30 protein-coding genes are annotated in these 26,169 nt (G+C 73.5%); 12 read left to right on the plus strand and 18 right to left on the minus strand.

The annotated features are described in order from the left end of the window. Positions 1-6: 6 nt before the first annotated feature. The 3 genes from ACGFXC_RS26100 to ACGFXC_RS26110 all read right to left on the minus strand — a co-directional run bounded on the left by ACGFXC_RS26100 (position 7) and on the right by ACGFXC_RS26110 (position 2,263). Entirely contained in the window at positions 7-873 is an 867-nt protein-coding gene (locus ACGFXC_RS26100; RefSeq protein WP_393716626.1) for a PHP domain-containing protein, read from the minus strand. An 83-nt stretch (positions 874-956) separates the two neighbouring features. Continuing rightward, entirely contained in the window at positions 957-1,595 is a 639-nt protein-coding gene (locus tag ACGFXC_RS26105) for a DUF6758 family protein (RefSeq protein WP_393716628.1), read from the minus strand. Between the two features lie 83 nt (positions 1,596-1,678). Continuing rightward, complete coding sequence (locus ACGFXC_RS26110) at positions 1,679-2,263, minus strand: suppressor of fused domain protein (RefSeq protein ID WP_393716630.1); 585 nt, start codon at positions 2,261-2,263, stop codon at positions 1,679-1,681. Between the two features lie 374 nt (positions 2,264-2,637). Between ACGFXC_RS26110 and ACGFXC_RS26115 the strand changes: the two genes are divergently transcribed. Together ACGFXC_RS26115 and ACGFXC_RS26120 are read left to right on the plus strand one after the other, a co-directional pair. Continuing rightward, positions 2,638-3,762, plus strand: a complete 1,125-nt coding sequence (locus tag ACGFXC_RS26115) for a magnesium and cobalt transport protein CorA (RefSeq protein WP_393716632.1) — start codon at positions 2,638-2,640, stop codon at positions 3,760-3,762. A gap of 31 nt (positions 3,763-3,793) precedes the next feature. Further along, positions 3,794-4,306 carry a hypothetical protein gene (locus ACGFXC_RS26120; protein WP_393716634.1) on the plus strand — a complete coding sequence of 171 codons (513 nt, stop codon included), beginning with the start codon at positions 3,794-3,796 and terminating at the stop codon, positions 4,304-4,306. A gap of 187 nt (positions 4,307-4,493) precedes the next feature. Here the strand turns inward: ACGFXC_RS26120 and ACGFXC_RS26125 are convergent, their stop codons facing one another. Beyond that, positions 4,494-5,321, minus strand: coding sequence for a hypothetical protein (locus ACGFXC_RS26125; protein WP_393716636.1), 828 nt, complete (start codon positions 5,319-5,321; stop codon positions 4,494-4,496). A gap of 168 nt (positions 5,322-5,489) precedes the next feature. Here ACGFXC_RS26125 and ACGFXC_RS26130 point away from each other — a divergent pair, with 168 nt between their 5' ends. From ACGFXC_RS26130 to ACGFXC_RS26140, 3 genes are all read left to right on the plus strand, one after another. Next, positions 5,490-6,761: a magnesium transporter MgtE N-terminal domain-containing protein gene (locus ACGFXC_RS26130; RefSeq protein ID WP_351826130.1), complete on the plus strand. Its 1,272-nt coding sequence runs from the start codon at positions 5,490-5,492 to the stop codon at positions 6,759-6,761. Positions 6,762-6,837: 76 nt separating this feature from the next. Next, the gene (locus ACGFXC_RS26135; protein ID WP_393716756.1) at positions 6,838-7,434 is read left to right on the plus strand and encodes a DUF1003 domain-containing protein; all 597 of its coding nucleotides are present in this window, start codon (positions 6,838-6,840) and stop codon (positions 7,432-7,434) included. 42 nt (positions 7,435-7,476) lie between these two features. Then, a complete protein-coding gene (locus ACGFXC_RS26140; protein ID WP_393716638.1) occupies positions 7,477-8,646 on the plus strand; it encodes an Mrp/NBP35 family ATP-binding protein in 1,170 nt (389 codons plus the stop codon). An 82-nt stretch (positions 8,647-8,728) separates the two neighbouring features. Here ACGFXC_RS26140 and ACGFXC_RS26145 read toward each other — a convergent pair whose 3' ends face one another. The 5 genes from ACGFXC_RS26145 to sigE form a co-directional block, all read right to left on the minus strand. Further along, positions 8,729-9,442: a hypothetical protein gene (locus ACGFXC_RS26145; protein ID WP_393716640.1), complete on the minus strand. Its 714-nt coding sequence runs from the start codon at positions 9,440-9,442 to the stop codon at positions 8,729-8,731. A gap of 113 nt (positions 9,443-9,555) precedes the next feature. Beyond that, positions 9,556-10,002, minus strand: a complete 447-nt coding sequence (locus tag ACGFXC_RS26150) for a sec-independent translocase (protein WP_393716642.1) — start codon at positions 10,000-10,002, stop codon at positions 9,556-9,558. 121 nt (positions 10,003-10,123) lie between these two features. After that, the gene (locus ACGFXC_RS26155; RefSeq protein ID WP_393716644.1) at positions 10,124-11,410 is read right to left on the minus strand and encodes a S1C family serine protease; all 1,287 of its coding nucleotides are present in this window, start codon (positions 11,408-11,410) and stop codon (positions 10,124-10,126) included. Positions 11,411-11,638: 228 nt separating this feature from the next. Beyond that, positions 11,639-12,286 (minus strand): zf-HC2 domain-containing protein, encoded by a 648-nt coding sequence (locus ACGFXC_RS26160; RefSeq protein ID WP_393716646.1) that lies wholly within the window; start codon positions 12,284-12,286, stop codon positions 11,639-11,641. Further along, positions 12,283-13,068 carry an RNA polymerase sigma factor SigE gene (gene sigE / locus ACGFXC_RS26165; protein WP_351826126.1) on the minus strand — a complete coding sequence of 262 codons (786 nt, stop codon included), beginning with the start codon at positions 13,066-13,068 and terminating at the stop codon, positions 12,283-12,285. The genes ACGFXC_RS26160 and sigE overlap by 4 nt, the downstream gene beginning before the upstream one ends. 167 nt (positions 13,069-13,235) lie before the next feature. On the opposite strand from sigE, the gene ACGFXC_RS26170 reads away from it, so the two are divergent. Next, on the plus strand, positions 13,236-13,898 hold the full coding sequence (locus ACGFXC_RS26170; RefSeq protein ID WP_351826125.1) for a class I SAM-dependent methyltransferase: 663 nt from the start codon (positions 13,236-13,238) through the stop codon (positions 13,896-13,898). 99 nt (positions 13,899-13,997) lie between these two features. On the opposite strand, the gene ACGFXC_RS26175 is transcribed toward ACGFXC_RS26170, so the two are convergent. Then, positions 13,998-14,165, minus strand: coding sequence for a DUF3117 domain-containing protein (locus tag ACGFXC_RS26175; protein WP_003966491.1), 168 nt, complete (start codon positions 14,163-14,165; stop codon positions 13,998-14,000). Positions 14,166-14,497: 332 nt separating this feature from the next. Between ACGFXC_RS26175 and ACGFXC_RS26180 the strand changes: the two genes are divergently transcribed. Then, positions 14,498-15,301 carry an enoyl-CoA hydratase/isomerase family protein gene (locus ACGFXC_RS26180; RefSeq protein WP_393716649.1) on the plus strand — a complete coding sequence of 268 codons (804 nt, stop codon included), beginning with the start codon at positions 14,498-14,500 and terminating at the stop codon, positions 15,299-15,301. A gap of 37 nt (positions 15,302-15,338) precedes the next feature. Here ACGFXC_RS26180 and ACGFXC_RS26185 read toward each other — a convergent pair whose 3' ends face one another. Both ACGFXC_RS26185 and ACGFXC_RS26190 read right to left on the minus strand, forming a co-directional pair. Next, a complete protein-coding gene (locus ACGFXC_RS26185; protein WP_393716651.1) occupies positions 15,339-15,926 on the minus strand; it encodes a DNA-3-methyladenine glycosylase I in 588 nt (195 codons plus the stop codon). Continuing rightward, positions 15,923-16,285: a DivIVA domain-containing protein gene (locus ACGFXC_RS26190; RefSeq protein WP_393716653.1), complete on the minus strand. Its 363-nt coding sequence runs from the start codon at positions 16,283-16,285 to the stop codon at positions 15,923-15,925. The genes ACGFXC_RS26185 and ACGFXC_RS26190 overlap by 4 nt, the downstream gene beginning before the upstream one ends. A gap of 76 nt (positions 16,286-16,361) precedes the next feature. Between ACGFXC_RS26190 and folP the strand changes: the two genes are divergently transcribed. Continuing rightward, on the plus strand, positions 16,362-17,222 hold the full coding sequence (folP, locus tag ACGFXC_RS26195; protein WP_393716654.1) for a dihydropteroate synthase: 861 nt from the start codon (positions 16,362-16,364) through the stop codon (positions 17,220-17,222). A 27-nt stretch (positions 17,223-17,249) separates the two neighbouring features. Here the strand turns inward: folP and ACGFXC_RS26200 are convergent, their stop codons facing one another. Then, positions 17,250-18,008: a TIGR00730 family Rossman fold protein gene (locus ACGFXC_RS26200; RefSeq protein ID WP_351826120.1), complete on the minus strand. Its 759-nt coding sequence runs from the start codon at positions 18,006-18,008 to the stop codon at positions 17,250-17,252. A 64-nt stretch (positions 18,009-18,072) separates the two neighbouring features. Further along, entirely contained in the window at positions 18,073-19,152 is a 1,080-nt protein-coding gene (gene dapE / locus ACGFXC_RS26205) for a succinyl-diaminopimelate desuccinylase (RefSeq protein WP_393716656.1), read from the minus strand. 77 nt (positions 19,153-19,229) lie between these two features. Here dapE and ACGFXC_RS26210 point away from each other — a divergent pair, with 77 nt between their 5' ends. Both ACGFXC_RS26210 and ACGFXC_RS26215 read left to right on the plus strand, forming a co-directional pair. Continuing rightward, entirely contained in the window at positions 19,230-20,219 is a 990-nt protein-coding gene (locus tag ACGFXC_RS26210) for a hypothetical protein (RefSeq protein WP_393716657.1), read from the plus strand. A gap of 256 nt (positions 20,220-20,475) precedes the next feature. Next, positions 20,476-20,841 (plus strand): ATP-binding protein, encoded by a 366-nt coding sequence (locus ACGFXC_RS26215; RefSeq protein WP_393716658.1) that lies wholly within the window; start codon positions 20,476-20,478, stop codon positions 20,839-20,841. 82 nt (positions 20,842-20,923) lie between these two features. Here the strand turns inward: ACGFXC_RS26215 and dapC are convergent, their stop codons facing one another. Together dapC and fdxA are read right to left on the minus strand one after the other, a co-directional pair. After that, positions 20,924-22,018: a succinyldiaminopimelate transaminase gene (gene dapC / locus ACGFXC_RS26220; protein WP_393716660.1), complete on the minus strand. Its 1,095-nt coding sequence runs from the start codon at positions 22,016-22,018 to the stop codon at positions 20,924-20,926. Between the two features lie 97 nt (positions 22,019-22,115). Next, on the minus strand, positions 22,116-22,448 hold the full coding sequence (fdxA, locus tag ACGFXC_RS26225) for a ferredoxin (protein ID WP_393716662.1): 333 nt from the start codon (positions 22,446-22,448) through the stop codon (positions 22,116-22,118). Between the two features lie 116 nt (positions 22,449-22,564). On the opposite strand from fdxA, the gene ACGFXC_RS26230 reads away from it, so the two are divergent. Then, a complete protein-coding gene (locus ACGFXC_RS26230) occupies positions 22,565-23,563 on the plus strand; it encodes a GNAT family N-acetyltransferase (protein WP_393716664.1) in 999 nt (332 codons plus the stop codon). Further along, the gene (locus tag ACGFXC_RS26235) at positions 23,560-24,351 is read left to right on the plus strand and encodes a transglutaminase-like domain-containing protein (RefSeq protein WP_393716665.1); all 792 of its coding nucleotides are present in this window, start codon (positions 23,560-23,562) and stop codon (positions 24,349-24,351) included. Before ACGFXC_RS26230 ends, ACGFXC_RS26235 begins: the two co-directional genes overlap by 4 nt. Before the next feature lie 35 nt (positions 24,352-24,386). Here ACGFXC_RS26235 and ACGFXC_RS26240 read toward each other — a convergent pair whose 3' ends face one another. Both ACGFXC_RS26240 and ACGFXC_RS26245 read right to left on the minus strand, forming a co-directional pair. Next, the gene (locus ACGFXC_RS26240; protein ID WP_393716666.1) at positions 24,387-25,007 is read right to left on the minus strand and encodes a DNA-binding response regulator; all 621 of its coding nucleotides are present in this window, start codon (positions 25,005-25,007) and stop codon (positions 24,387-24,389) included. Next, complete coding sequence (locus ACGFXC_RS26245; RefSeq protein WP_393716758.1) at positions 25,004-26,155, minus strand: sensor histidine kinase; 1,152 nt, start codon at positions 26,153-26,155, stop codon at positions 25,004-25,006. Before ACGFXC_RS26245 ends, ACGFXC_RS26240 begins: the two co-directional genes overlap by 4 nt. Positions 26,156-26,169: the final 14 nt, after the last annotated feature.

Below are 26,169 nucleotides of genomic sequence, written 5' to 3' on the forward strand. Positions count from 1 at the left end.
GGCGCCCTAGGCGCGGGCGTCTCCACCGGCGCCGGGGACCGGGAAGGCCCCCGTGGCGCGGCGCGTGATCTCGCCGTAGATCTCGGGGTCGGTCGTGTACTCCCCGAGGCCGCAGGTCTTGCGGCTGCCGTGGTAGTCGCTGGAACCGGTCGTCAGCAGCCCGAGGTCGACGGCCAGGCCGCGCAGCCGGGCGCGGGTGGCGGTGTCGTGGTCCATGTGGTCGACCTCTATGCCGTCCAGACCGGCGGCGGCCAGGGCGGCCAGGGCGCTCTCGGGGACGCACGTGCCGCGCTTGACGGCGGCGGGGTGCGCGAAGACGGTGACGCCGCCGGCCGCCTTGACCAGGCGGACGGCCTCGAAGGGGTCGAGCTCGTGCTTCGCGGCGTAGGCGCGGCCGCCGTCGGCGAGCCAGTCGGCGGTGAAGGCGTCGGACACGGTCGGGACGACGCCCAGCTCGACCATGGCGGTGGCGATGTGCGGGCGCCCCACGGAGCCGTCCCCGGCGATCCGGGCCACCTGCTCCCAGGTGACGTCCACGCCGAGCGCGCGGAGCTTGGCGACCATGGCCTGGGCGCGCGGGGTCCGGTCGTCGCGCACCAGTTCCCGCTCGCGGGAGAGCTCGGGCTCCTGCGGGTCGAAGAGGTACGCGAGCAGGTGCATCCCGATGCCGTCGAGCCGGCAGGACAGCTCGGCGCCGGTCACGAGCGTGAGCCCGGCCGGGAGCGCGGCGATGGCCTCGGCGTATCCCGCCACGGTGTCGTGGTCGGTCAGCGCGACCACGTCCAGCCCTGCGGCGGCGGCGCCCCGCACCAGCTCGGCGGGGGTGTCGGTGCCGTCGGAAGCCGTGGAGTGGGTGTGCAGGTCGATGCGCACAGCCGGGCTCCAGGATTTCGAACGGACGAGGGGGACGCTCCAGGATACCCGCGCCCCGCCCGCCCCCGGCCCCGCGCTCCGGCCTAGAAGAGGATGCGGGGGGTCAGGGCGCCGCAGGGCAGGAGTTCGACCTCGGAGCCCGCGTCGCGCAGGTCGGTGAGGACGAGTTCGTCGTACATCAGGAGCCCGGACTGCTCCGGCCAGACGATGGCCCACAGCCACAGCCCGCGCGCCTCGCCCGCGAACACGGCCCGGTCGTCCGGCGCCCCGCCGACGTGCCACAGCGGGGTCGGCCGGCCCGCCGCGACGACCTTGGCGTGCGGCGGGGCGGAGACGTCGATGCAGGAGCCCGGGTCGGGGGCGTCGACGCCCGCGAAGCGGGAGCCGAGGCCGACGCCGAGTTCCTCGGCGACCAGCAGGAGCTCGCCGAGGCCGCCCAGGGGTCCGGGGCCCGAGCAGGCCACGGCGGTGGCGCGGCCCCCGCTGCGGTCGTCCCCGGCGGAGGCGACCCCGGTGAACAGCCACCCCACCGGCAGGGGCCACGGCATCCACACGGGCACCCGGGCCCGGTTCACGACCACGCTCAGGCCCTCGACGCTGGGCGGGAGGACCGGCTGCAGCGGCTGGACGGCGCCGTGCACCGCGCACTGCCAGGAGTCGGCGAAAAGACCGGGCGCTCGGACCCGGCCACCGCACTTCGGGCAACTCGGTTCGCCCCTCATAGGAAGCACGCTCCTCCCCGCCCGGCGCCCCGTCAAGACACGATCACCCGTCCGGATGCCATCCGTACCCGCGGGCGCGCCGCTCAGTCCAGTGCGACGGCCGTACGCAGAGGGTCCCGCAGATCGGTGCCGCGCGCGAGCCAGCGTTCCTGGAGGGCCGCCGCGCCGTGCACCCGCTTCCAGGCGGCCTCGTTCGCCGTCATGGGCAGCAGGGGGAGGAAGCGGACCGGGTCCATCGGATCGTCCAGTTCCAGGTCCTCGACGAGGCCGCCGGGCTCGGCCACGAGCACCGAGCCGAACGGCGCCCCCTCCCAGAGCGGTTCGCCCACGTCGAGCGAGGCGCCGGGGGCCACGACGAGCCCCTCCACCATCGGGGAGGCGGCCAGCACCGCGAGCGGCCGCAGCAGCTTGTCGGTCGGCGCCAGGCCCGACCGTACGGTGAGCACCAGTTCGGCGCGCGGGCCGCGCACCGGGTCGGCGACGACGGCGGTCGGGTCGGTCATGGGGTGTGCGGACATGCCGAGGGTCGCGTACCGGACGAGGTCGCCCTCGGCGAAACGGAGTACCTCGATGCGGTCGGTGCCCAGGAAGGTGACGGCGGCACGCGCGTCGGGTTCACCGAACGCGCTGCGCAGCCGGGCTTCGACGAGGGCCAGAATTTCTGCCATGAAGTGAGCATAGAACTCGTATCAGCCGGGTAAAGGGCGGGTCTTGACCATCCGTCGGCTGATAGTGTTGACAGCTGGTCGGGGCGACACGCAGAAGCGTTGGTTCAGTGCTCCGGCGACAGGACGTCCCCCACGGGGGACCGGCCGGAGGAGGTGGGGCTGCAATGGATCGAAGTCGATCGTGCAGTACCGATCGCTCTTCCGCTTCTGTGCAGGGCGTCCCGCGCCCCCTTTGATCCTCCGATCAGCAGAAGAGCGACGGCAGAACTTCGTCCTCCCGTCCTTTTCCCCCCGCCGCCCGGGCCCGCCCGCCCGCGCTCCCGGAGGGCCTCCCACCCGTACGGTCCGCAGCCGTGCGTGCGAAGGAGCCTGCCATGTCGATGCTGCCCTACCTCCGTGCCGCCGTCCGCCCGGCCCTGCGCCGTTCCACGCCCGTACAGCCCGGCTACGACGCCACCCGTGACCCGTCGGCGAGCAGCGCGGTCGTCGACTGCGCCGTGTACCGCGACGGCCGGCGCGACGCCCGGGACCCGGGCCGCGGGTGTCTGACCCCGCGTGAGGCGATGCGCCGGGTGCGCGAGGGCGGCGGCTTCGCCTGGATCGGCCTGCACGAGCCGACGGAGGCGGAGTTCGCGGGGATCGCCGCCGAGTTCGGGCTGCACCCGCTCGCCGTGGAGGACGCGGTGCACGCCCACCAGCGGCCCAAGCTGGAGCGCTACGACGACACGCTGTTCACCGTCTTCAAGACGATCCACTACGTCGAGCACGTCGAACTCACCGCGACCAGCGAGGTCGTGGAGACCGGCGAGGTGATGTGCTTCACCGGCCCCGACTTCGTCATCACCGTCCGGCACGGCGGCCAGGGGTCCCTGCGGAACCTGCGCCACCGCCTCCAGGAGGACCCCGAGCTGCTCTCGCGCGGCCCGTCCTCGGTCCTGCACTCGATCGCCGACCACGTCGTCGACGGCTACATCGCGGTGGCCGCCGCCGTGCAGGACGACATCGACGAAGTGGAGAGCGCCGTGTTCGCCGCGCCCGCCAAGGGCGCCGGCCGGGGCGGCGACGCGGGCCGGATCTACCAGCTCAAGCGCGAGGTGCTGGAGTTCAAGCGGGCGGTCGCCCCGCTGCTGCGGCCGATGGAGCTGCTCAGCGAGCGGCCCATGCGGCTGGTCGACCCGGACATCCAGAAGTACTTCCGCGACGTCGCCGACCACCTGGCGCGGGTGCACGAGCAGGTCGTCGGCTTCGACGAGCTGCTGAACTCGATCCTCCAGGCCAACCTGGCCCAGGCCTCCGTCGCCCAGAACGAGGACATGCGCAAGATCACCTCCTGGGCGGCGATCATCGCCGTGCCGACGATGATCTGCGGGGTGTACGGGATGAACTTCGAGCACATGCCCGAGCTGCACTGGCGCTACGGCTATCCGACGGTGATGGCCGCCATCGTCGGCAGCTGCTTCGTCATCCACCGGACGCTCCGGCGCAACGGGTGGCTGTAGCGGCGGGGGGCGGAGCCCCTAACCTGTCCGCATGACTCTCAGCACGCTCGATCTGGCCCTCGTCGAGGAGGCCTCCAAGAAGTCCGGCCTGATCTGGGTCCGGGGCGAAGGCGCCGACCGGGCCCTGTGGCACGCCTGGGTGGACGGCGCGGCGCACGTGCTCGGGGACGGGCCCGGTGAGCAGCCGTTCCCCGGTCTGGCCGACGGCACCGCCGCCGAGGTGACCGTGCGCAGCAAGGACAAGGGCGGCCGGCTCGTCGCCTGGACGGCGGCCGTGCGCGAGCTCGTACCGGGCAGCGCCTCCTGGGAGGCCGCCGTCGCCGAGCTCAAGGGCAAGCGGCTGAACGCGCCCGACTCGGAGCGGATGACGGAGCGCTGGGCCCGCGAGTGCCGGCTGCTGCGCCTGGAGCCCGTCGCGGTGGCCGGTGAGCTGCCCGGCGGTTCGCTGGCCGCGGCTCCGCTGCCCTCCCCCGCGACCACCCGCAGGCCCGCTCCGGCGGGTCTGCCGAAGCTGCTGCTGAAGCGCAAGCGGGCCAAGGGCTAGGGGCTGTCGTCACAGTCGTGTCGTAGCCCGGAGGGCGGCCCCGCGGCGTCCGGTGCGTGCTCTCGGCGTGCCGGGCGGAAGCCCTCGTACTGGACGTACTCGGGATTTCGCCCGGTGCGGCGAGAGTGCGTGCCGGGCGTCGCGGGGCAGACACGACTGTGACGACAGCCCCTGGGGCCGGACGGCCTCAGCCGCTGCCCGGGTCGGCGCCCTGGCCGGCACCGGAGCCGGAGCCCGTGCCCTTCGAGGGGGCCGGAGAGCCCGTACCGGTGCCCTTGCCGTCCTTGATGGTGGTCGGCAGCTGGGAGCCGTAGTCCACGGTCTGGTCCTGCGCGGGCGGCTGGAGCGGGAAGGGCTTGCCCCATTCGGAGAGCTCCACCCGGCCCGCGCCGCCCGCGCGTTCCATCAGCAGCGGGTACGGGGTCCCCTCCAGGGACACGGTCAGCTTGCCGCTCTTGCCCGCGTCGGCCGTGACGGGCACCGCGCGCACGTGCCCGACGGTGGTGTAGGTGCCCTTGGTCAGCTTGCCCTGGAGCCCGAGCAGCCCGTCCAGCAGGACGTGCATGTCGGTGAACCCGCGGAACTGCTTGTACGAGGGGTCGTTTTCGGGCACCTTGACGTACTTGTCGCCGAGCTTGCCCGCCGAGTCCGACTTCCCCCAGAAGGCCGCGCTGGCCTTCAGGTACAGCTGTTCGCCGACCCGCAGCAGCTGGAAGGTGTCGCTCTGGGACTTCACCTCGCCGGACCCGCCGTCCGCCTTCAGGCGCATGTCGAGGGTGAAGGTCTTGCCGCCGGTGACCAGGGTGCCGGACAGGTGGACCGAGTCCGCCGCCGTCGCGGCCGCCTTCGCCTGGTCCTCGATCTTGTCCGCGCCGAGCTTGCCGACCCCGTTCGTGCCCTTGTCGGGATCCTCCGCACTGCCCCCGCAGCCCGTCGCGGTCACGGTGAGGCCCGCGCACAGGACACCGATGAAGGCGGCCCGGCGCAGCCGTGCGGCAGGGGTGTAGGCGGTCACGGGCAGGTGCCTCTCGTCGGACGTCTGCGGGCAGCAGGCAGCGTACCCGCCGCCGGACCGGCTCCCGAGGGACCCCCGGGCGGACGGCCCCACCAGGACGCTTTCCCGCGGCACGGGCTAGCCTGAGGCACGGCAGGACTGGTGATGGACGCTCTAGGAGGCGCTCGGATGGCTGCAGGCGCCCCGCGGATCTTCGTCTCGCATCTGTCGGGTGTGCCCGTCTTCGACCCCAACGGCGACCAGGTCGGCCGCGTCCGCGACCTCGTCGCGATGCTGCGCGTGGGCGGCCGCCCGCCCCGGCTGCTGGGCCTGGTGGTCGAGGTCGTCAGCCGGCGCCGGATCTTCCTGCCGATGACCCGGGTGACGGGCGTGGAGTCCGGACAGGTCATCACCACCGGCGTCGTCAACATGCGGCGCTTCGAGCAGCGCCCGACCGAGCGGCTGGTCCTCGGCGAGCTGCTGGACCGCCGGGTGACGCTCGTGAGCACGGGCGAGGAGGCCACCGTCCTGGACGTGGCCATCCAGCAGCTCCCGGCCCGCCGCGACTGGGAGATCGACCGGATCTTCGTGCGCAAGGGCAAGGGGGGCGCGCTGCGCCGCCGGGGCGAGACCCTGACCGTCGAGTGGTCGGCGGTGACCGGCTTCTCGCTGGAGGAGCACGGGCAGGGCGCCGAGAACCTGGTCGCCACCTTCGAGACGATGCGTCCGGCCGACCTCGCCAACGTCCTGCACCACCTGACGCCCAAGCGGCGCGCCGAGGTGGCCAACGCCCTCGACGACGACCGGCTCGCGGACGTGCTGGAGGAGCTCCCCGAGGACGACCAGGTGGAGATCCTCGGCAAGCTGAAGGAGGAGCGCGCCGCCGACGTCCTGGAGGCGATGGACCCGGACGACGCGGCCGACCTGCTCTCGGAGCTGCCGGAGGAGGAGAAGGAACGGCTGCTGACCCTGATGCAGCCCGACGACGCCGCCGACGTGCGGCGCCTGCTGTCGTACGAGGAGAACACCGCGGGCGGTCTGATGACCACCGAGCCGATCGTGCTGCGCCCCGACGCCACGGTCGCCGACGCGCTGGCCCGGGTGCGCAAGTCGGACCTGTCCCCGGCACTGGCGGCGCAGGTGTACGTGTGCCGTCCGCCGGACGAGACGCCGACGGGCAAGTACCTGGGCACGGTGCACTTCCAGCGGCTGCTGCGGGACCCGCCGTTCACCCTGGTCAGCTCGATCGTGGACACCGACCTGCCACCGCTGCGGCCGGACGCCTCGCTGCCCGCGGTGACCAGCTACCTGGCCGCCTACAACATGGTCGCGGCGCCGGTCGTCGACGAGAGCGGATCGCTGCTGGGCGCGGTCACCGTCGACGACGTGCTCGACCACCTGCTGCCGGACGACTGGCGGGAGACGGACTTCCATTCCGAGGAGGCCGTGAGTGGCCACTGAGCGGGGCCGCGGGGACGCGGCGCGCGAACGGCGCCGGGAGCGGCGCGAGCATGCCCGGGAGGGCCTCTCGGACCGGCTGGAGGAAGCGGCGGAGCGGTTGCGCAACGACCGGCCGGAACGTTCCGCCGACCGGGCGAAGGCCGGCTCCGGCACGGCGTCGGGCGCGCTCGCCCGGTCCCGCGTACGGCTGGACCAGCCGCGCCCGGCCCGCCGCAGACTGCTGCCCGAGTACGATCCGGAGGCCTTCGGCCGGCTGTCGGAGAAGGTCGCGCGCTTCCTCGGCACGGGCCGGTTCATCGTCTGGATGACCCTGGTCATCGTGGTGTGGGTGCTGTGGAACATCTTCGCCCCCGACCACCTGCGCTTCGACCAGTACCCCTTCATCTTCCTGACCCTGATGCTGTCCCTCCAGGCCTCCTACGCCGCGCCGCTGATCCTGCTCGCGCAGAACCGTCAGGACGACCGCGACCGCGTCAACCTGGAGCAGGACCGCAAGCAGAACGAGCGCTCCATCGCGGACACCGAGTACCTGACGCGGGAGATCGCGGCGCTGCGCATGGGCCTGGGCGAGGTGGCCACCCGCGACTGGATCAGGTCCGAGTTCCAGGACCTGATCAAGGAGATGGAGGAGCGGCGGCTGTTCTCCGCCGAAAGTGACGAAGCCGACCGCTGACGGGCTTTCCTGAGCCGAGCTGCCGAGCCGTACCATCGGTGCATGGCTACCGACACAAGCTCCGCCGCCGACGCCGCCGCGCCCGAGCAGGACGCGATCCTGGACGCGCTGTCGACGGTGAACGACCCCGAGATCCACCGGCCGATCACCGAGCTCGGCATGGTCAAATCGGTGGAGATCGGCGCGGGCGGCGCGGTCGCCGTCACGGTCTACCTCACGGTGTCGGGCTGCCCCATGCGCGAGACCATCACCAAGAACGTCACCGAGGCCGTCGAGAAGGTCGCGGGCGTCACCTCCGTCGCCGTCACCCTCGACGTGATGAGCGACGAGCAGCGCAAGGACCTGGCGACCACGCTGCGCGGCGGCACCGCCGAGCGCGAGGTCCCCTTCGCCAAGCCCGGCTCGCTCACCCGCGTCTACGCGGTCGCGTCCGGCAAGGGCGGCGTCGGCAAGTCCTCCGTGACGGTCAACCTCGCCGCGGCGATGGCGGCCGACGGCCTGAAGGTCGGCGTGGTCGACGCGGACATCTACGGCCACAGCGTGCCCCGCATGCTGGGCGTCGAGGGCCGTCCCACCCAGGTCGAGAACATGATCATGCCGCCGTCGGCGCACGGCGTGAAGGTCATCTCGATCGGCATGTTCACCCCGGGCAACGCGCCGGTGGTGTGGCGCGGCCCGATGCTGCACCGCGCGCTCCAGCAGTTCCTCGCGGACGTCTTCTGGGGCGACCTGGACGTGCTCCTGCTGGACCTGCCCCCGGGTACGGGCGACATCGCGATCTCCGTGGCCCAGCTGGTGCCGAACGCCGAGATCCTCGTCGTGACCACCCCGCAGCAGGCGGCCGCCGAGGTCGCCGAGCGGGCCGGCTCGATCGCCGTGCAGACCCACCAGAAGATCGTCGGCGTCGTCGAGAACATGTCGGGCCTGCCCTGCCCGCACTGCGACGAGATGGTGGACGTCTTCGGCTCCGGCGGTGGCCAGAAGGTCGCCGACGGCCTGACCAAGACGGTCGGCGCGTCCGTGCCGGTCCTCGGCACCATCCCGATCGACGTACGCCTGCGCGAGGGCGGCGACGACGGCAAGCCGGTCGTCCTGTCGGACCCGGACTCCCCGGCCGGTGCGGCGCTGCGCGCCATCGCGGGCAAGCTGGGCGGCCGCGCCCGCGGCCTGTCGGGCATGTCCCTGGGCATCACCCCGCGCAACAAGTTCTGACCCGCGCGTCGGCCGCGGCCGACGTACGGAAGGGCACCGCCGGCCGGCGGTGCCCTTTCCCGTCGCGCTACGCCGTACGGGCCTACTCGTACGCGCCCAGGTCCTCGATCGCCGAGAACCCCAGCCCGTACGCGCTCATCCCGCGCCCGTACGCGCCCAGGTGGACCCCGCTCCCGGTGGAGCCGGCGAGCACCCAGCCGAACTCCGACTCGCGGTAGTGGAACGGCGTCGGCTCGCCGTCCACCGGCAGGGAGAGCGTCGACCAGTCGCTGCCCGCGAGGTCGTCGGCGAGCTCCCAGGCGGCCTCGGTCTGCTGGTCCAGCCAGTCGTCGCGCAGGGTGTGGTCCATCTGCAGCGGCCAGCTGTAGGCCAGCAGGCCGGAGCCGGCCAGCCAGGCGGCCGACGCGACCGAGGTGGCCTCCAGGACTCCGGTGCCGTCACCGCTGCGACGCAGCGGGTTGCTGGCCACCGTGATCACCACCGCGAAGCGTTCCTTCTCCCCCGTCGCGATCTCGCCGCGCACGGACGGCTCGTCGCCGTGGCCGGTCGAGCCGTGCTCCACGGTGCCGTCGGCGCCCGCGGAGACCTGCATGAGCCAGCGGGGGCCGGTGAAGGCCCCGTCCAGCCCGTACCAGGGGAAGTCCGCCTTCAGGTACCCCTCCGCCGCCCGGCGGGCCGCCGGGACGGGCGCGGTGGCCTCCTGGGCCTGCCCGGGGGGCTGCTGCTCGGTCTGCGGGGGTGCGTCCGGGGCGTCGGCGGGTTGCGCACCGACCCGGCTGCTGCGCGTCGTCTCCATCTGGGCGGCCTCTCGTTCCGTGGGGTCCGGAACGGCCGGCCCCCCTCGGGCGTCCTGGGTCCGGACAGATGGAGGATAGCCATCCGACCACGGATCACCGGGCAGGCGGGGGCTCAGGTGGCGTCGGCGTCGAAGGGGGTGCGCTGCTCCGGGGCCGGGGCGGCGGGCTTCTTCAGCAGGTCGGGACCGGCGGCGGCGGCGGGCGTGGCGGACGCGGCGGGAGCGGCGGCGGACCCGTCCTCCTTGCTGTTCACGGCGTCGGTGACGTCGTTCAGCTCCTTGCGGAGGTCGAAGCTGCTGCGGATCTCCTTGAGGTCCTCGTTCTCGGTGAGCTGCTTGCGGATGAAGTTCTTCGGATTCAGGTCCTCGAACTCGAAGTCCTTGAAGTCGGGTCCGAGTTCGGAGCGGATGTCCTGCTTGGCGCTGTCGGAGAAGGAACGGATCTTCCGGATCATCGCGGAGACGTCCTGGATCACCTTCGGCAGCTTGTCCGGGCCGAAGATGAGAATGGCCAGCACCACGATCGTGACCAGCTCGAGTGCGCCTATGTCGTTGAACACCTTGCCGCTCCTCGGCTCTTTCCACGTCCGGCCCGGACAACGGTACCCGGCGTTCCTTGCGCGCTCCTACGCCGGTGCGGGCCTCTTCCCGGATTCACCCGGGCGTCATGCGGTATTCGGGTCAGGAGCCGCTCGCCGAGCCGAGCACCACTTCCAGCGTGCGCTCCCTGCCGTCGCGCAGCGCGGTCAGGGTGAGGCGGTCCCCCGGACGGTGCGCCCTGATCTTGATGATCAGCTCGTCGCCGCCGTGCACGCGTACGCCGTCCACCTTGGTGATCACGTCCCCGGCCTTGAGCCCGGCCCGCGCGCCGGGGCCGTCGGCGACCACGGAGGGCTTGCCGTCCTCGCCCTTGGAGTCCACCCGGGCGCCGTCGCCCGCGTACTGCATGTCCAGGGTGACGCCGATGACGGGGTGGGTGGCGCGGCCGGTGCGGATCAGCTCCTCGGCGACCCGCTTGCCCTGGTTGACGGGGATGGCGAAGCCGAGGCCGATGCTGCCGCTCTGGCGGGTGGGGTCGGCCCCGTCGGCGCCCTTGTCGGCACCGCGGATCGCGCTGTTGATGCCGATGACGTGGGCGCGGGAGTCCAGGAGCGGGCCGCCGGAGTTGCCGGGGTTGATGGGGGCGTCGGTCTGGAGGGCGTCGACGTAGCTGATGTCGCTGCCGTCGCCCTTGTCGCCGCCCGCGGTGATGGGCCGGCCGGTGGCGCTGATGATGCCCGCCGTCACCGTGTTGGAGAGGTCGAAGGGGGCGCCGATGGCCACCACCGGGTCGCCGACGCGGACGTTCTGCGAATTGCCGAGCGCCAGGGGGCGCAGCCCGCGGACGCCGGTGACCTTCACGACCGCCAGGTCGTAGCCGCCGTCGCGGCCGACCAGCTCGGCACTGACGCTCTCACCGGTGCTGAACGTGACCGTTATGTCCTTGGCGTCGGCGACGACGTGGTTGTTCGTCAGGATGTGGCCCTGCTCGTCCAGGACGAACCCGGTGCCGGTGCCACCCCCGCCGCTGCCGTTGACGTGCAGGGTGACCACGCCGGGCAGTGCGGTGGCGGCGATGCCGGCCACGCTCTCGGGCGCCCGGCCCTTGCCGTCCACCGCGGCCTGCGGGAGTTCCAGGCGGGTGTTGGCGCGCCGTTCGGTGAGGATGCCGAGGTAGCCGCCGACGCCTCCGGCGAGGAGGGCGACCAGGACGGCGAAGACCGCCGTCCGCAGCAGCCCGGGAGAGCGGCGGGGCCGGCCGAGGTCGACCACCTGGAGCGGCCGGTCGGCCCAGGGGTCGTAGCCCGGTTCCGGTGCGGCGCCTTCGGGCGCGGGGGCCTCGGCGCGGGCCCCGGGCCACGCCGGAGCCGGACCTTCGGGCCGGCTCCACCAGGCCGGGGCCGGACCGCTCTGCTGACTGTCGGACATGGACGCTCCCCGCGGGCCTGTCGCACCGCACGGCGGCGCATCTGCCGCAGATTCAACCAGGTGCCGCGCCCCGTCGGAGGCCGGGGGTGAGCGGGCCTCCCGGACCCGGCGCGCCCTCGCCGCCGGTCCGGCGGGGCGGACCGGCGTGGCGGACGGGCCCGGGCCCGCCGGCCGCCGGGGTCCCGGCCGGGGCCGGGACTCCGGGCGCCGAGGGGACTCGGGCGCCGTTCAGCGGGCGAGCGAGGCCGGCAGGGCGGTCGCGGGCACGGAGGGCGTCGCCGTGGGGAACGGTCCGGACGGGCCGAGGCGGGGCACCCCGCCCGGACTCGGCATCCGGTCGCGCACGACCGCGTCGGTCAGCGGCACAGAGGGCCCGGGCCGGGAGGCCGGAGCGTCGCCCCGCGCGTTCGGCTCGACCGCGTCCATCGGCAGCGGACCGCCGAGCGCGATCGCGGCCAGTGACACGGCTCCCGCCGCGACGAAGGCGAAGCGGCGCCGCGGACGGCCCACCTCGTGGATGCGGAAGCCCTCGCGCGGAGCGGCCGCGGCCGCGTACCCGAAGGGATCGGCGCCCGGCGCTCCGGCACCCAGCGGCGGTCCGCCGGAGGGCCCCGGCGGGCCCGCCGGCCCCTCGGGTCCCGCGCCCGGCAGTCCCTGGAGGCGCGCCAGCAGCCCCGCGGACAGTGGCGGCGGGGCGCTTTCGACGAACATGGTCTTCAGCCGGCGCTGCGCGTCGGCCTCGGCCTTGCACTTGGCGCAGGTCGCCAGGTGCGCCAGCACCCGCTCGCGCGCGTCGTGCTTCAGCTCCCCGTCCACCAGGGCGGCGAGCCGGTCGCCCAGGTGCTGTTCGGCGGGGGACGGACTGACTCCGCTCACTCGGCTCCGCCCTCTCCCCCGGCGCCCGGGGCGCCCACCGCCACGCCCGCCAGGGCGCGCTGCTCCGCACGGGCCTCGGGGGACCGGTGCTTGAGCGCCTTGCGCAGGTGCGAGCGGCCGCGGTGGATGCGGCTACGGACGGTCCCGAGCTTCACGCCGAGGGTGGCGGCGATCTCCTCGTACGACAGGCCCTCGATGTCGCACAGGACCACGGCGGCCCGGAACTCGGGCGCGAGGGTGTCCAGCGCCTGCTGCACGTCCGCGTCGAAGTGGGTGTCGTGCAGCACCTGCTGGGGGGACGGCTCACGGCTCGGCAGCCGCTCGGCGGCGTCGTCGCCGAGGGCGTCGAAGCGGATCCGCTGCTTGCGCCGCACCATGTCCAGGAACAGGTTCGTGGTGATGCGGTGCAGCCAGCCCTCGAAGGTGCCGGGCGTGTAGGTGGACAGCGAGCGGAAGACGCGGACGAAGACCTCCTGCGTCAGGTCCTCGGCGTCGTGCTGGTTGCCCGTGAGGCGGTAGGCGAGACGGTAGACCCGCGCGCTGTGCGTGCTGACGATCTCCTCCCACGTGGGAGGGGTCCACGCCTGAGCACCCGCATCGGCGGCAAAGGTCGCGGTGGTCGCGGTCGCGGTGTGGGCGGTGTGGAAGCGGTCAGCAATGTCGGTCACGGATTTCGGCTCACCAGCCGACCAGAAGAGACGTCTCAGAACGCCTCCACGATCCACGGGCGCAGCCGCACCTCCCCTGTCGGCTCTGGTGGTGTCCAGCGGAGCCCCTACCATAGCCACCCCTCCCGTCAGCTCTGGATAAGCCTTTTTGCAGTAACTTTGCACGGGTGTCGGGTCACCGGCCGCCGATCTGCCCGCTGCCGTCCCCTCTATCCCGCCTCTACCCCTCCCAACGCCCGGTCCCATCTGCGGGTTCCCGACGTCAGCGGATACAGTCACCGTTGCGCCAACTATGGGGACAGGAGAGGGTCATTAGCGGCAACCGGCAGACGAGCTGGGCGTTCGCCGACGCGTTTGTCGCCGAGGACGACGCTCTGCGATGGGCCCGCGACCGGTCCAGGGAAGCGGGCCTGCGGTCCGTCTCCCCCGGAACCGGGGCCGCGCTGCGCCTGCTGGCCGCCACCGCGGACGCCAAGGCGGTCGCCGAGATCGGCACCGGCACCGGGGTGTCCGGCATCCACCTGCTCCACGGAATGCGCCCCGACGGAGTGCTGACCACGGTGGATCCCGAGCCCGACCGGCAGGCCTTCGCCCGGCAGGCCTTCCGCGCGGCGGGCTTCGCCGGCAACCGCGCCCGCTTCATCCCCGGCCGCGCGCTGGACGTGCTGCCGCGCCTCGCCGACGGCGGCTACGACCTCGTCTTCTGCGACGGCGACCCGGCCGAGTCCCTGGACTACCTCGCGGAATCGTTGCGTCTGCTCAGACCCGGCGGCCTGGTGTGCTTCGAGGGGGTCTTCTCCGACGGCCGTACGGTCGACTCCGCGGCCCAGCCGGTGGAAGTGATCCGCGTCCGCGAACTGCTGCGCAGCGTCCGCGAGAGCCCGGCCCTGGAGGCGGCGCTGCTCCCGGTGGGCGACGGCCTCCTCTGCGCCGTCCGCCGCTAGGCCGTCCCCCGGACGGCCCGCCGTCCGGCCCCGGACGCAACACCGCCCCGGACGCTGGGAGCGGCCGGGGCGGTGCAGAGATCAGATGGTGCCGACGCTTCAGCCGACGACCTTCTTCAGGGCGTCACCCAGGGCGTCCGCTTCGTCGGGAGTCAGCTCGACGACGAGCCGACCGCCGCCCTCGAGCGGTACGCGCATGACGATGCCCCGCCCCTCCTTGGTGACCTCGAGCGGGCCGTCGCCCGTCCGCGGCTTCATGGCCGCCATGCTCGTTCCCCTTCCTGAAACCAGCTCATCGTCAGCCGACGGCCCCGTTCAGGCGCCTAGTACCCGGCATCGAACACATTGCTTCCCAGCCATTATCCCGCATGTCAGGACCCGATGACCAACATCGGCCGGGAACGCTTGCGCAACGCGCTCGGCCAAAACCACTCATTTCGGGGATCCGCCTGCGATACTTCGCCGCCGCTGCCGGGGCAGGGGCTCCTGTTCGTTTGACGCACATCACACACCCGTCCCCGGTCCCGTCCGCCATGCTGACCCTTGGACCGGCCGGTACCGGCCGGTAGCCAAGCCCGCGACGAAGGGGGACCCCCGCCATGGCCGACAGCGTGCTCTACGAAGTGACCGACGGACTCGCGACCGTCACGATCAACCGGCCCGACGCGATGAACGCCATGAACACGCAGGCCAAGGTCGCCCTGCGCGACGCGGTCACGGCGGCGGCCGCCGACACCGCCGTACGGGCCGTGCTGCTGACGGCGGCGGGCGAGCGCGCCTTCTGCGTGGGCCAGGACCTCAAGGAGCACATCGGCAACCTCGCGGCGGACCGCGAGAACGGCTCCTCCCTGACCATGGACACCGTCGCCGACCACTACAACCCGATCGTCCGGGCGCTCACCGAGATGCCGAAGCCGGTGGTCGCCGCCGTGAACGGCGTCGCGGCCGGGGCCGGCTTCGGCTTCGCGCTGGCGGCGGACTTCCGCGTGGTCGCGGAGACGGCCTCCTTCAACACCTCCTTCGCGGGGGTGGCGCTGACCGCCGACTCCGGCGTCTCCTGGACGCTGCCCCGCCTGATCGGCGCCTCCCGGGCGAGCGACCTGCTCCTCTTCCCGCGCTCGCTGAAGGCCCGTGAGGCGTACGAGCTGGGCATCGCGAACCGCCTGGTGCCCGCGGAGTCGCTGCGCGCGGAGGCGGAGTCGGTGGCCCGCACCCTCGCCGAGGGCCCCACGGTGGCCTACGCGGCCCTCAAGGAGTCGCTGGCCTACGGCGCCTCCCACTCGCTGCGGGAGGCCCTGGAGCGCGAGGAGGAGCTGCAGGCCCGCGCGGGCGCCTCCGAGGACCACTCCATCGCCGTCCAGGCCTTCCTCGCGAAGCAGCCGCCGCGCTACCTCGGCCGCTGACGGCGGTCCGGCCCGCGCCCGCGCCTACGCCCGGCGTCTAAGTCTGCGCCGTACGGGAGACGCAGCCCGCGAGGTGGTCGTTGACCAGCCCGCAGGCCTGCATCAGGGCGTAGGCGGTGGTCGGCCCGACGAAGCGGATGCCCGCCTTCTTCAGGGCCTTGGCCAGGGCCGTGGACTCCGGGGTCACCGCCGGAACGTCGGTGGTGCTCCTCGGGGCCCGGCCGGGCCGCCGCGGGGCGTGGGACCAGATCAGCCCGTCCAGCTCGCCCGGCCGCCAGCCCGCAAGCACCTTGGCGTTGGCGAGGGTGGCCTCGATCTTGGCCCGGTTGCGGATGATCCCCTCGTCCGCGAGGAGCCGTTCGGCGTCCGCCGGGCCGAAGGCGGCGACCTTGGCGATCTCGAAGGAGGCGAAGGCGCTGCGGAAGCCCTCGCGCCGGCGCAGGATCGTCAGCCAGGACAGCCCGGACTGGAAGGCCTCCAGGCAGAGCCGCTCGTAGAGCGCGTCGTCCCCGTGGACCGGCTTGCCCCACTCGGTGTCGTGGTAGGCGACGTAGTCCTCCGTGGAGAGCCCCCACGGGCAGCGCAGCCCGCCGTCGGGTCCGGCGACGAGCCCGGCGCCGCTCACCGCTCGTCCTTGGCGAGGTCGATTCCGTCGGCCGGCCCGGTGGCGGCGGCGGGGCGGCCGGCCTGCGGAGCGGCCGCGGCGGTCAGTTCGGCGATCCGCGCGTCGCGCTCGGCGAGCTCCGCGGCCAGCCGGTCGAGCACGTCGTCCACCTCGGCCATCCGGTAGCCGCGCGGCGCGAGCGGCAGCCGCAGGCCGTCGATGTCCGCCTGGACCACCGGACGGCTCTCCGGCAGCGCGTCCGCCACCCGGTCCGGCTCGGCCTCGGGCAGCACGGCCTCCGCGCCCGCGCCGATCACCGCGAGGGTGACCGCGGCCACGACCACGACCAGCGCGATCAGCAAGAACCAGAACACGATCAACTCCCCTGAGAGACTCCGGCCACCAGGTTAAGGTCGCAGACGAGGCGAGCGGGTCGCCGAAGGAGGAAAGAGCGGGATGCTGCGACTGGGCAGGCGCGAGTTCGGCACGCACGAGCCGGTGATCATGGCCATCGTGAACCGGACTCCGGACTCCTTCTACGACCAGGGCGCGACGTTCCGCGACGAACCCGCGCTGGACCGGGTCGAGCGGGCGGTGGCCGAGGGCGCGGCGATCATCGACATCGGCGGGGTCAAGGCGGGCCCGGGCGAGCACGTCGACGCGGCGGAGGAGGCCCGGCGCACGGTCGGCTTCGTGGCGGAGGTGCGCCGCCGCCACCCGGACGTCGTGATCAGCGTGGACACTTGGCGGCACGAGGTCGGCGAGGCCGTCTGCGAGGCCGGGGCGGACGTGCTGAACGACGCGTGGGGCGGGGTGGACCCCCGGCTCGCGGAGGTCGCCGCGCGCTTCGGGGCGGGCATCGTCTGCACCCACGCGGGCGGGGTGCAGCCGCGCACCCGGCCGCACCGGACCTCGTACGAGGACGTCATGGAGGACATCCTGCGCGTGACGACCGGGCTGGCGGAGCGGGCGGCGGCGCTGGGCGTCCCGCGCGAGTCGATCATGATCGACCCGGGGCACGACTTCGGCAAGAACACCCGCCACTCGCTGGAGGCCACCCGCCGGCTGGCGGAGATGACGGACACCGGCTGGCCGGTGCTGGTCTCCCTGTCCAACAAGGACTTCGTCGGCGAGACCCTCGACAAGCCGGTCAAGGAGCGCCTGCTGGGCACCCTGGCGACGACGGCCGTCTCGGCCTGGCTCGGGGCCCGGGTCTACCGCGTCCACGAGGTCGCCGAGACGAAGCAGGTCCTCGACATGGTCGCCTCGGTCCAGGGCCACCGGCCCCCGGCGGTCGCCCGCCGGGGACTGGCCTAGGACCTGCGCGGCGGGCCCGTCCGTCGGCTACTTGCCGACCTCCTTCGTCACCAGGGCGATGGCCTCGTCGACGTCGTCCGTGACGTGGAAGAGGTAGAGGTCCTTCTCCGAGGCCTTGCCCTGGGCGATGACCGTGTCGCGCAGCCAGTCGATCAGGCCCTTCCAGTACTCCGTGCCGAACAGCACGATCGGGAAGCGGGTGATCTTCTGCGTCTGGACGAGGGTCAGCGCCTCGAACATCTCGTCCAGGGTGCCGAGGCCGCCCGGCAGCACCACGAACCCCTGGCTGTACTTCACGAACATCGTCTTGCGGACGAAGAAGTAACGGAAGTTCAGCCCGAGGTCGACGTGCTGGTTGAGCCCCTGTTCGAAGGGGAGCTCGATGCCCAGGCCGACGGAGATCCCGTTCGCCTCGCGGGCGCCCTTGTTCGCGGCCTCCATCGCGCCCGGGCCGCCGCCGGTGATGACGGCGAAGCCGGCGTCGACGAGCGCGTGCCCGATCCGTACGCCCGCCTCGTACTCCGGCGAGTCCACCGGAGTGCGGGCCGATCCGAACACGCTGATCGCGGGCGGCAGCTCCGCGAGCGTGCCGAAGCCCTCGATGAACTCCGACTGGATGCGCAGGACCCGCCAGGGATCGGTGTGCACCCACTCGGAGGGCCCCGCCGAATCCAGCAGCCGCTGATCCGTCGTACTGCCCGCCTGCACCTGGCCCCGCCTGCGCAACACCGGCCCGAGCTGCTGCTCCTCGGGCCGACGGCCTGCCGAACCTCCGGGGTTGCCCATGATGTGCTCCCTCCTGCTGATCGTTGGATCAGGTTAGGCGCACGAAGGTGGCCGGAAGGGGAATTTACGAGGTCAGCCAGGCACGGAGTCGTTCTTCGCAGTGCAGGATCGCCTTCGTCTCGACGCGTTCGTCGACCTTGTGGGCCAGCAGGGCGTCGCCCGGGCCGTAGTTGACCGCCGGCACGCCGAGGGCGCTGAAGCGGGACACGTCCGTCCAGCCGAACTTCGGCATGGCGCGGCCGCCGACCGCCTCCATGAAGGCCGCGGCCGCCGGGTGCGAGAGGCCGGGCAGGGCCCCGCCGGAGGAGTCGTCGACCTCGAACGCGTCGATGTCGCAGTCCGCGAAGACCTCCCGCACGTGCGCCAGCGCCCCGGCCTCGTCGCGGTCGGGGGCGTAGCGGAAGTTCACCGTCACCGTGCAGGCGTCGGGGATGACGTTGTTGGCGACGCCCCCTTCGATGCGGACGGCGTTGAGCCCCTCGTGGTACTCCAGACCGTCGATGACGGGCTTGCGGGGCTCGTAGGCGGCGAGCCTGGCCAGGATCGGGCCCGCCGTGTGGATGGCGTTGGAGCCCATCCAGCTGCGCGCGGAGTGGGCGCGCTCGCCGCGGGTGCGCAGCAGGACGCGCAGGGTGCCCTGGCAGCCGCCCTCGACCTCGGCGTTGGAGGGCTCCAGCAGGACGGCGAAGTCACCGGTCAGCCAGTCGGGGTGGGCTTCGGCGACCTTGCCCAGGCCGTTGAGGTCGGCGGCGACCTCCTCCTGGTCGTAGAAGACGAAGGTGAGGTCGCGGTTGGGCTCGGGGACCGTCGCGGCGATCCTCAGCTGTACGGCGACCCCGGACTTCATGTCCGTCGTGCCGCAGCCCCACAGGACGTCGTTCTCGTCCAGGCGGGACGGGACGTTGTCGGCGATCGGCACCGTGTCGAGGTGACCGGCGAGCACGACGCGTTCGGCGCGGCCGAGGTGCGTACGGGCGACGACGTTGTTGCCGTGGCGGTCGACGGTGAGGTGCGGCAGGCCGCGCAACGCGTCTTCCACGAGGTCGGCGAGCACCTTCTCGTCGCCGCTCACGGAAGGGATGTCGACGAGCCGGGCGGTCAGCTCGGCAGCGTCCAGGGTGAGGTCCAGCTCGGATTCGGGCATGGGAAAGACCCTAACCCCAGGGGTGCGCCGGACCCGTGTCCGTCCGGAAGACGGACGCGTCATACGCCTCAAGTACGGTGGGCCGCGTGTCCGAGACCGATCGCTCCCGTCCCCGCCGCCGCAGGCCGCTCCGCGCGGTCCTGGCGCTGGCCGTCCTGCTCGCGGTGATCGGGTACTGCGCCGTGCAGCGCGCCTCCAACGGCGGTGGCGCCCCTTACTGCACGGCCACGGCGACCGGGGCCCCGGGCGCGCCGGCGGGCACGGTGCAGTCGTACGAGATGACGCCCGAGCAGGCCTCCAACGCGGCGACGATAGCCGCGGTCGGGATCTCCAAGGGGCTCCCGGACCGGGCGGTGACCATCGCGCTGGCGACGGCGATGCAGGAGTCGGCGCTGCGCAACCTGGACCACGGCGACCGGGATTCGCTGGGCCTGTTCCAGCAGCGTCCCTCCCAGGGCTGGGGCACCCCGGCTCAGATCATGGACCCGGTGTACTCGGCGGGGATCTTCTACGACCGGCTCGCCGAGATCAAGGGCTACACCCGGCTCCCGCTGACGGTGGCCGCCCAGCGGGTGCAGCTCAGCGGTTTCCCGCAGGCCTACGCGAAGCACGAGCCGGACGCGACGGTCCTGACGGCCGCCTTCGGCGAGAGCGCCGCCCCGGCCACCCTGGCCTGCTCGGGCCCGGCCCCGGCCCCCGGGGACCCCGAGCGGGTCCGGGCGGAGCTGGCCCGGGCCTTCGGCAAGGAGGCGCTGGGCGGCGTCCGCGCCGGGGCGGCGCCCGGCCGCACCGGGGCGGGGGTCGGAGCAGGGACGGGGGCCGAAGCCGAGGTCACGCTGCGGCTGAAGAAGGACGGCGGGCCGGGCGAGGCGCGCCGGGCCCGGGCGATGGCGCACTGGGCGGTGGCCCGCTCCACGGACCTGGGCATCGGCCGGGTCTCGTACGCCGCGTCGGGCTGGGTCGCGGGCGGCGAGGGTGACCGCTGGCGGCCGCGCACCCCCGGCGGCCGGGATCCGCACGACGCCGCGCCGGACGAGGTCCGGATCTTCGTCACCCGGCGGGGCTGACCCGCCGGGAGCCGCCGACGGGGGCCGGAGGCGGACCGCTCGGGCGTACGGGACCTCACCCGTACGGGGGTGGCGGGCCGGCCGGGCGGGGCCGCCGGACACGGACGGAAGGCCTGGTGGGCGCACATCCGGTGCGTTTGTCGCGGAAGCCGATTAAACGATGCGTTGCCGATCCTTTACCCACCCGGTCCGCAACTCCACCCACCCCGGGAGCGGTTGTACACGGCGTACTCAGCCGCTACCGCTTAGGAGCATCATGTCCCTCCCCCTGACCCGCCGGATCGCCCGCGCCGCGCTTCTCCTCGCAGCCGGTACCGCTCCCGTGGTCGGTGCGGCCGGCGCGGCCAGCGCCGCGGGCCTGGAATCCGTACCGCTGCTGGGCGCCGTCACCGCACCGGACGCCTCCACCGCCACCCAGGCCGTGGGCGCCGTCACGGAGGCCGTCCCGGCCGGCGCGACCGAGGCCGTCCCCGCCGCCGCCCCCGCCGGCGCGGTGGCGGGCGACGCGGGCGGGATGCTGGGCGGCCTGCCGGTCGCCGGGCAGCTGCCCGTGAAGGACCTGCCCGTCGGCCCGCTGCCGGTGAGCACCCTGCCCGTGGGCGGGCTGCCGCTCGGCGGCTGACCGCGGCGGAGCGCCGAAGGGGCCGGGAGCACGAACTCCCGGCCCCTTCGGGCCGTTCGGGGGCCGCGCGGGCCGTCCCGTCTCAGCCGAGGCGCTTGACCGCCGCCTCGACGCGCTCGTCGGTGGCGGTGAAGGCGACGCGGACGAACCTCGCGCCGGCCTCGCCGTAGAAGTCGCCCGGCGCGACCAGGATCCCGAGGGAGGCCAGGTGGGCGACGGTGTCCCAGCAGGGCTCGTCCCGGGTCACCCACAGGTAGAGGCTGGCCTCGCTGTGCTCGACGCGGAAGCCGTGCGCCTCCAGGGCCGTGCGCAGGGCCGCGCGGCGGGCGGCGTAGCGGCCGCGCTGCTCCTCGACGTGGGCGTCGTCGCCAAGCGCGGCGACGACTGCGGCCTGGACGGGGGCGGCGGTCATCATGCCGCCGTGCTTGCGGATCTCCAGCAGCTCGCCGAGGACGTCGGCGTCACCGGCGATGAACGCGGCGCGGTAGCCCGCCAGGTTGGACCGCTTGGAGAGCGAGTGGACGGCCACGATGCCCTCGTAGGAGCCGCCGCAGACCTCGTCGTGCAGGACGGAGACGGGCTCGGCCTCCCAGCCGAGTTCGAGGTAGCACTCGTCGCTGAAGAGCAGGACGCCGTGCTCGCGCGCCCAGGCCACGATCCGGATCAGCTCCTCCTTGGGGAGGACCTTCCCGGTCGGGTTGGACGGGGAGTTGAGCCACAGCAGCTTCACGCCGGCCGGGTCGAGCTCGGTGGGGTCGTCGTAGACCACGGGCTCGGCGCCGCACAGGCGCGCGCCGACCTCGTAGGTCGGGTAGGCGAGCCGGGGGTAGGCCACCTTGTCGCCGGCGCCCAGGCCCAGCTGGGTGGGCAGCCAGGCCACGAGCTCCTTGGAGCCGACCACGGGCAGCACGTTGCGGTGTCCGGCGGCGCTCGCGCCGAGCCGGCCGCGCAGCCAGCCGGTGATGGCGTCGCGCAGGGCGGGCGTGCCCCAGACCGTCGGGTAGCCCGGGGAGTCCGCGGCGCCGGTGAGGGCGCGCCGGATCAGCTCGGGGACCGGGTCCACCGGGGTGCCGACGGAGAGGTCGACGATGCCGTCCGCATGGGCCGCCGCCGTGGCCTTGTACGGCTCCAGCTTGTCCCAGGGGAAGGCGGGAAGACGGTCGGAAACTGCGGCCACGGTGGTCTCTGCTCTCTCTGGAGTGGCGGGGAAAACGGCTCGGTCCCGTGCGGCGTGGGTGCCGTACGGGACCGAAGGGCGCGTCTGCCGTGAACGGTCAGTGCTCGCCGGGGTTGATGTCGGCGGGCAGTGCGGCGACGAAGGGGTGGTCGCGCTCGATCAGACCGAGCTTGGAGGCACCACCGGGCGAACCGAGCTCGTCGAAGAACTCGACGTTCGCCTTGTAGTAGTCCTTCCACTCCTCCGGGGTGTCATCCTCGTAGAAGATGGCCTCGACCGGACAGACCGGCTCACACGCGCCGCAGTCGACGCACTCGTCCGGGTGGATGTACAAGGACCGCTGGCCCTCGTAGATGCAGTCGACGGGGCACTCTTCGATGCATGCCTTGTCCTTGACGTCGACACAAGGCTCCGCGATGACGTAGGTCACGCTCTCGTTCCTCCTCGGTAGGGCTGTCCATTCGCGCGGGAGCGCGGCGTCGTCGATGCCCGCACCTAGTATCTCCGTTCCCGGGCACGATCCGAACAGGAGGGGCGGACAGAGCTGTGGAAATCACTGCCGGAGGACTGCTGGAGATCCGTATCACCAAGGCTGACGTGGGGAAACGAGTCTCTGTACGACGGGTGGAGGAAGGGGGTCGGGTACCCCCCGTCTTCATGGACACCGTCGGGGTTCTCACATCCTGGAACGAGGGTGTGCTCACGATCACACGCAAGGACGGCGTGTCCGTCCGCATCGCGGAATCCTTGCTGGTGGCGGGCAAGACCGTGCCCCCGGCACCGGCCCGGCGCAGGGGTCCCGCGGCCTCCTTCGAGGAGCTCGCGCGGATCACGGCGCGGGCCTGGCAGCCGCTGGAGAGCCAGGCCCTGGGCGGCTGGACCCTGCGGGCGGCCGACGGGTTCACCCGGCGGGCCAACTCGGTGCTGCCGCTCGGCGACCCGGGCATACCCCTGGACGCGGCGCTCGCGCGGGTGGGCGACTGGTACGCGGAGCGCGGACTGCCCGCGTACGTCCAGGCGGCGACGGGCGCCGCCGGCACCCAGGAGCTGCTCTGCGCGGAGCTGGAGCGGCGCGGCTGGGTCAACGAGGTCTCGGCGGAGGTCCGGATCGGGGCGCTCGCGCCGGTCGGCGAAGCGGCGGACGAGGCGGACGAGGCGGCGGTGTCGGCCGTGGCGCTGACCCGGGCGCCGGACGAGGACTGGCTGGCCCGCTACGGCAAGGTCCGGGATCCGGAGCTGGCCCGGCGGATGCTGGTCGAGGGACCGTCGGTGTGGTTCGCCTCCCTCGACGGCGGCCGGGCGATCGGACGCTGCGTGGTGGACGGGCGCTGGGCCGGCTTCGCGGCGGTGACGGTCGATCCCGCCTTCCGGCGCCGCGGTCTCGCGACGGCCGTGATGACGGCGCTGGCCCGGCGGGCGCTGGAGGAGGGCGCGTCGGCGGCGTGGCTCCAGGTGGAGACCGGCAACCCGGGCGCGCGGGCCCTGTACGACGGGATGGGCTTCGCCACGCACCACGCCTACCACCACTTCCGGGGCGTCCGGTGAGCGCGGCGACGCGGGAGCTGTTCGCGGCGGAGGCCCGCTCCGAGCGGCCGGACCTCGCACAGCTGTGCCTGCTGCTGGCCGCGGAGGCCGACCCCGGGCTCGACGAACGGGCCATGGACCGGGCGCAGATCGAGCTCGACCGGCTGGCGGGGATGCTGCCGTACGGGCTGCGGGGCGCGCGGGCCTGGGCCTCGGCGGTGACCGAGCTGCTCGGCGGCCGGATGGGTTTCCACGGCACGCCGGCCGACTACGACCGGCTGTCGTCCTCCCTGCTGCACGAGGTGCTGCGGCGCCGTCGGGGACTGCCGATCCTGCTGTCGGTGGTGTGGCTGGAGGTGGCCCGGCGGGCCGGGGCGCCGGTGTACGGGCTGGGGCTGCCGGGGCACTTCGTGATCGGTTTCGGGGACCCGGAGGACGGGGTCGTCGCGGACCCGTTCGCGGGCGGGGCCTCCCTGGGGGCCGGGCCGGCGGAACTGGCCGCGGGGCCGCGCACGCCCGCCCGGACCCTGGACATCGTGCTGCGGATCCTGAACAACGTCCGGGCGTGGGCCTCTTCGCGGCCCGAGCAGTCGGGGGCCGCGCTGTGGGCGCTGGACCTGTCGCTGCTGCTGCCCTCGCATCCGGCGGCGCTGCGGTACGAGCGGGCGCGGCTGCTGGTGGAACGCGGGGCGTTCCGGGAGGGGGCGGGGGAGATGGAGGCGTACGCGGAGGTCATGGACGCCGTCGACGCGGTCGCGGCGGCCCGCATCCGCGCGGAAGCCGTCTCGGCGCGCGCCCTCCTGAACTGACCCGCTCCGCGGCCCCCCGCGCGGGGGGCCGTGGGTCAGAGCCAGCCCTTTTCCCGGGCCACCCGGACGGCTTCGGCGCGGTTGCGGGCGGCGAGCTTCTGGATCGCCGTCGAGAGGTAGTTGCGTACGGTGCCCTGCGAAAGGTGCAGGCGGGCCGCCAGTTCGGCGTTGGTCGCGCCGAACTCCGCCGCCCGCAGCACCTCCCGCTCCCGGTCCGTCAGCGGGTTCGCGCCCTCCGCCAGGGCCGCCGCCGCGAGCGTGGGGTCGATGACGCGCTCCCCCGCCAGGACCTTGCGCACCGCCGCCGCGAGCTGCGCGGCCGGCGCGTCCTTGACCAGGAACGCGGAGGCGCCCGCCTCCATCGCGCCGCGGAGGTAGCCGGGCCGGCCGAAGGTGGTCAGGATGACGATCTTGAGGGAGGGTTCGGCCCTGCGGAGCTCCGCCGCGGCCTCGATGCCCGTCATGCCCGGCATCTCGATGTCCAGGAGGGCCACGTTCACGTCGTGGCTCCGGGCCGCGGCCAGGACCTCGTCACCGCGCGCGACCTGCGCCAGCACCTCGATGTCGGGTTCCAGCCCCAGCAACGCGGCGAGCGCCTCGCGGACCATCGACTGGTCCTCGGCCAGCAGGATGCGGATCGGGGCGGCTTCGGTCATGAGGGCGATCCTAGGGGGACTCGGGCCAGTACGCGGAAGCCGGTCTTGCCCGCCGGGCCCGCCGACAGGCTGCCGCCGACCGCTTCCAGCCGTTCGGTCAGACCGGTCAGACCGTTGCCGGGGACGGCCGGGCCGCCCGCGCCGTCGTCGGTCACGGTCAGCTCCACCACGGGGCCGGCCAGCGTCTGGCTGGACGTCAGGGTGACGGTGCAGCGCTTGGCGCCGCTGTGCCGGACCACGTTCGTCACGGCCTCGCGCAGCGACCAGGCGAGGGCGGACTCCGTCTCCTCCGGCAGCTGCTCCGGGGCTCCGGCCGGCAGGTCGGCCGCGACCCCGGCCGCGGTCAGGGCCGTCCGGGCGCCCGCCAGCTCCCCGGGCAGAGTGGGCCGCCGATAGCCGCTCACGGCCTCCCGAACGTCGACCAGCGCCTGCCGGCAGACCTTCTCGATGTCCGCCACCTGGAGGGCGGCCCGGTCAGGGTGCTCGGGCAGCATCCGCCCGGCGAGCTCGCTCTTCAGCGTGATCAGCGACAGCGAGTGGCCCAGCAGGTCGTGCAGGTCCCGGGCCATCCGCAGGCGTTCCTCGTTCGCGGCGAGCTGCGCCACCGTGGCCCGGGCCTCGCGCAGTTCCATGGTGGTGCGGATCATCGCGCGGACCCCGACCATCGCGAAGCCGCCCATCAGGGCCGGGATCAGCAGCCCGGCCAGGTACTGGTCGCCGCCGGGCACGGACAGGGCCGTCGCGGTGAGCAGGGCGGTGGCCCCGGGGACCGTCCAGCGGGAGTACTCCCCCGGCAGCGCGGCCCCGGAGGAGATGGACACGTAGACGAAGAGGACGAGCCACTCCCGGCCCAGGGTCAGGGACAGCAGGGTGGCCTGTGCGGCGAGGACGGCCAGCGAGAGCAGCACCTTCGGGACGGCCACCTGGCGTCCCGTCCGCAGGACGAGGATCAGGTACCAGGCCACGAAGGCGGCGAGGCCGAGGGCACCGAGGACCCGGGCCCCGGTGCTGTGGCCGCCGCGGACCAGGTCGGTGACCGGGGCGCTGAGGTAGAAGAGCCACAGGCCCGTCCAGGTGAGCTTCACGATCTGGTGGCGGCGGGTCTCGGGGCGCACCCCGATGCGGACGCCGCCCGTCGCCCGGCCCATGTGGTCTTCCTCGT

This window comes from Streptomyces sp. NPDC048507 (assembly GCF_043199995.1).
Lineage (GTDB): Bacteria > Actinomycetota > Actinomycetes > Streptomycetales > Streptomycetaceae > Streptomyces.

Excerpts from the sequence above, each read along its gene's own strand:
- ACGFXC_RS26140 (WP_393716638.1), top strand. The coding sequence starts at position 7,477 with ATGGCTACCGACACAAGCTCCGCCGCCGACGCCGCCGCGCCCGAGCAG.
- ACGFXC_RS26245 (WP_393716758.1), bottom strand. The coding sequence starts at position 26,155 with ATGGGCCGGGCGACGGGCGGCGTCCGCATCGGGGTGCGCCCCGAGACC.
- ACGFXC_RS26120 (WP_393716634.1), top strand. The coding sequence starts at position 3,794 with ATGACTCTCAGCACGCTCGATCTGGCCCTCGTCGAGGAGGCCTCCAAG.
- ACGFXC_RS26180 (WP_393716649.1), top strand. The coding sequence starts at position 14,498 with ATGGCCGACAGCGTGCTCTACGAAGTGACCGACGGACTCGCGACCGTC.
- ACGFXC_RS26110 (WP_393716630.1), bottom strand. The coding sequence starts at position 2,263 with ATGGCAGAAATTCTGGCCCTCGTCGAAGCCCGGCTGCGCAGCGCGTTC.
- ACGFXC_RS26240 (WP_393716666.1), bottom strand. The coding sequence starts at position 25,007 with ATGACCGAAGCCGCCCCGATCCGCATCCTGCTGGCCGAGGACCAGTCG.
- ACGFXC_RS26130 (WP_351826130.1), top strand. The coding sequence starts at position 5,490 with ATGGCTGCAGGCGCCCCGCGGATCTTCGTCTCGCATCTGTCGGGTGTG.
- ACGFXC_RS26105 (WP_393716628.1), bottom strand. The coding sequence starts at position 1,595 with ATGAGGGGCGAACCGAGTTGCCCGAAGTGCGGTGGCCGGGTCCGAGCG.
- dapE (WP_393716656.1), bottom strand. The coding sequence starts at position 19,152 with ATGCCCGAATCCGAGCTGGACCTCACCCTGGACGCTGCCGAGCTGACC.
- sigE (WP_351826126.1), bottom strand. The coding sequence starts at position 13,068 with ATGGTAGGGGCTCCGCTGGACACCACCAGAGCCGACAGGGGAGGTGCG.
- ACGFXC_RS26200 (WP_351826120.1), bottom strand. The coding sequence starts at position 18,008 with ATGGGCAACCCCGGAGGTTCGGCAGGCCGTCGGCCCGAGGAGCAGCAG.
- ACGFXC_RS26175 (WP_003966491.1), bottom strand. The coding sequence starts at position 14,165 with ATGGCGGCCATGAAGCCGCGGACGGGCGACGGCCCGCTCGAGGTCACC.
- ACGFXC_RS26115 (WP_393716632.1), top strand. The coding sequence starts at position 2,638 with ATGTCGATGCTGCCCTACCTCCGTGCCGCCGTCCGCCCGGCCCTGCGC.
- ACGFXC_RS26215 (WP_393716658.1), top strand. The coding sequence starts at position 20,476 with ATGTCCCTCCCCCTGACCCGCCGGATCGCCCGCGCCGCGCTTCTCCTC.
- folP (WP_393716654.1), top strand. The coding sequence starts at position 16,362 with ATGCTGCGACTGGGCAGGCGCGAGTTCGGCACGCACGAGCCGGTGATC.
- ACGFXC_RS26145 (WP_393716640.1), bottom strand. The coding sequence starts at position 9,442 with ATGGAGACGACGCGCAGCAGCCGGGTCGGTGCGCAACCCGCCGACGCC.
- ACGFXC_RS26155 (WP_393716644.1), bottom strand. The coding sequence starts at position 11,410 with ATGTCCGACAGTCAGCAGAGCGGTCCGGCCCCGGCCTGGTGGAGCCGG.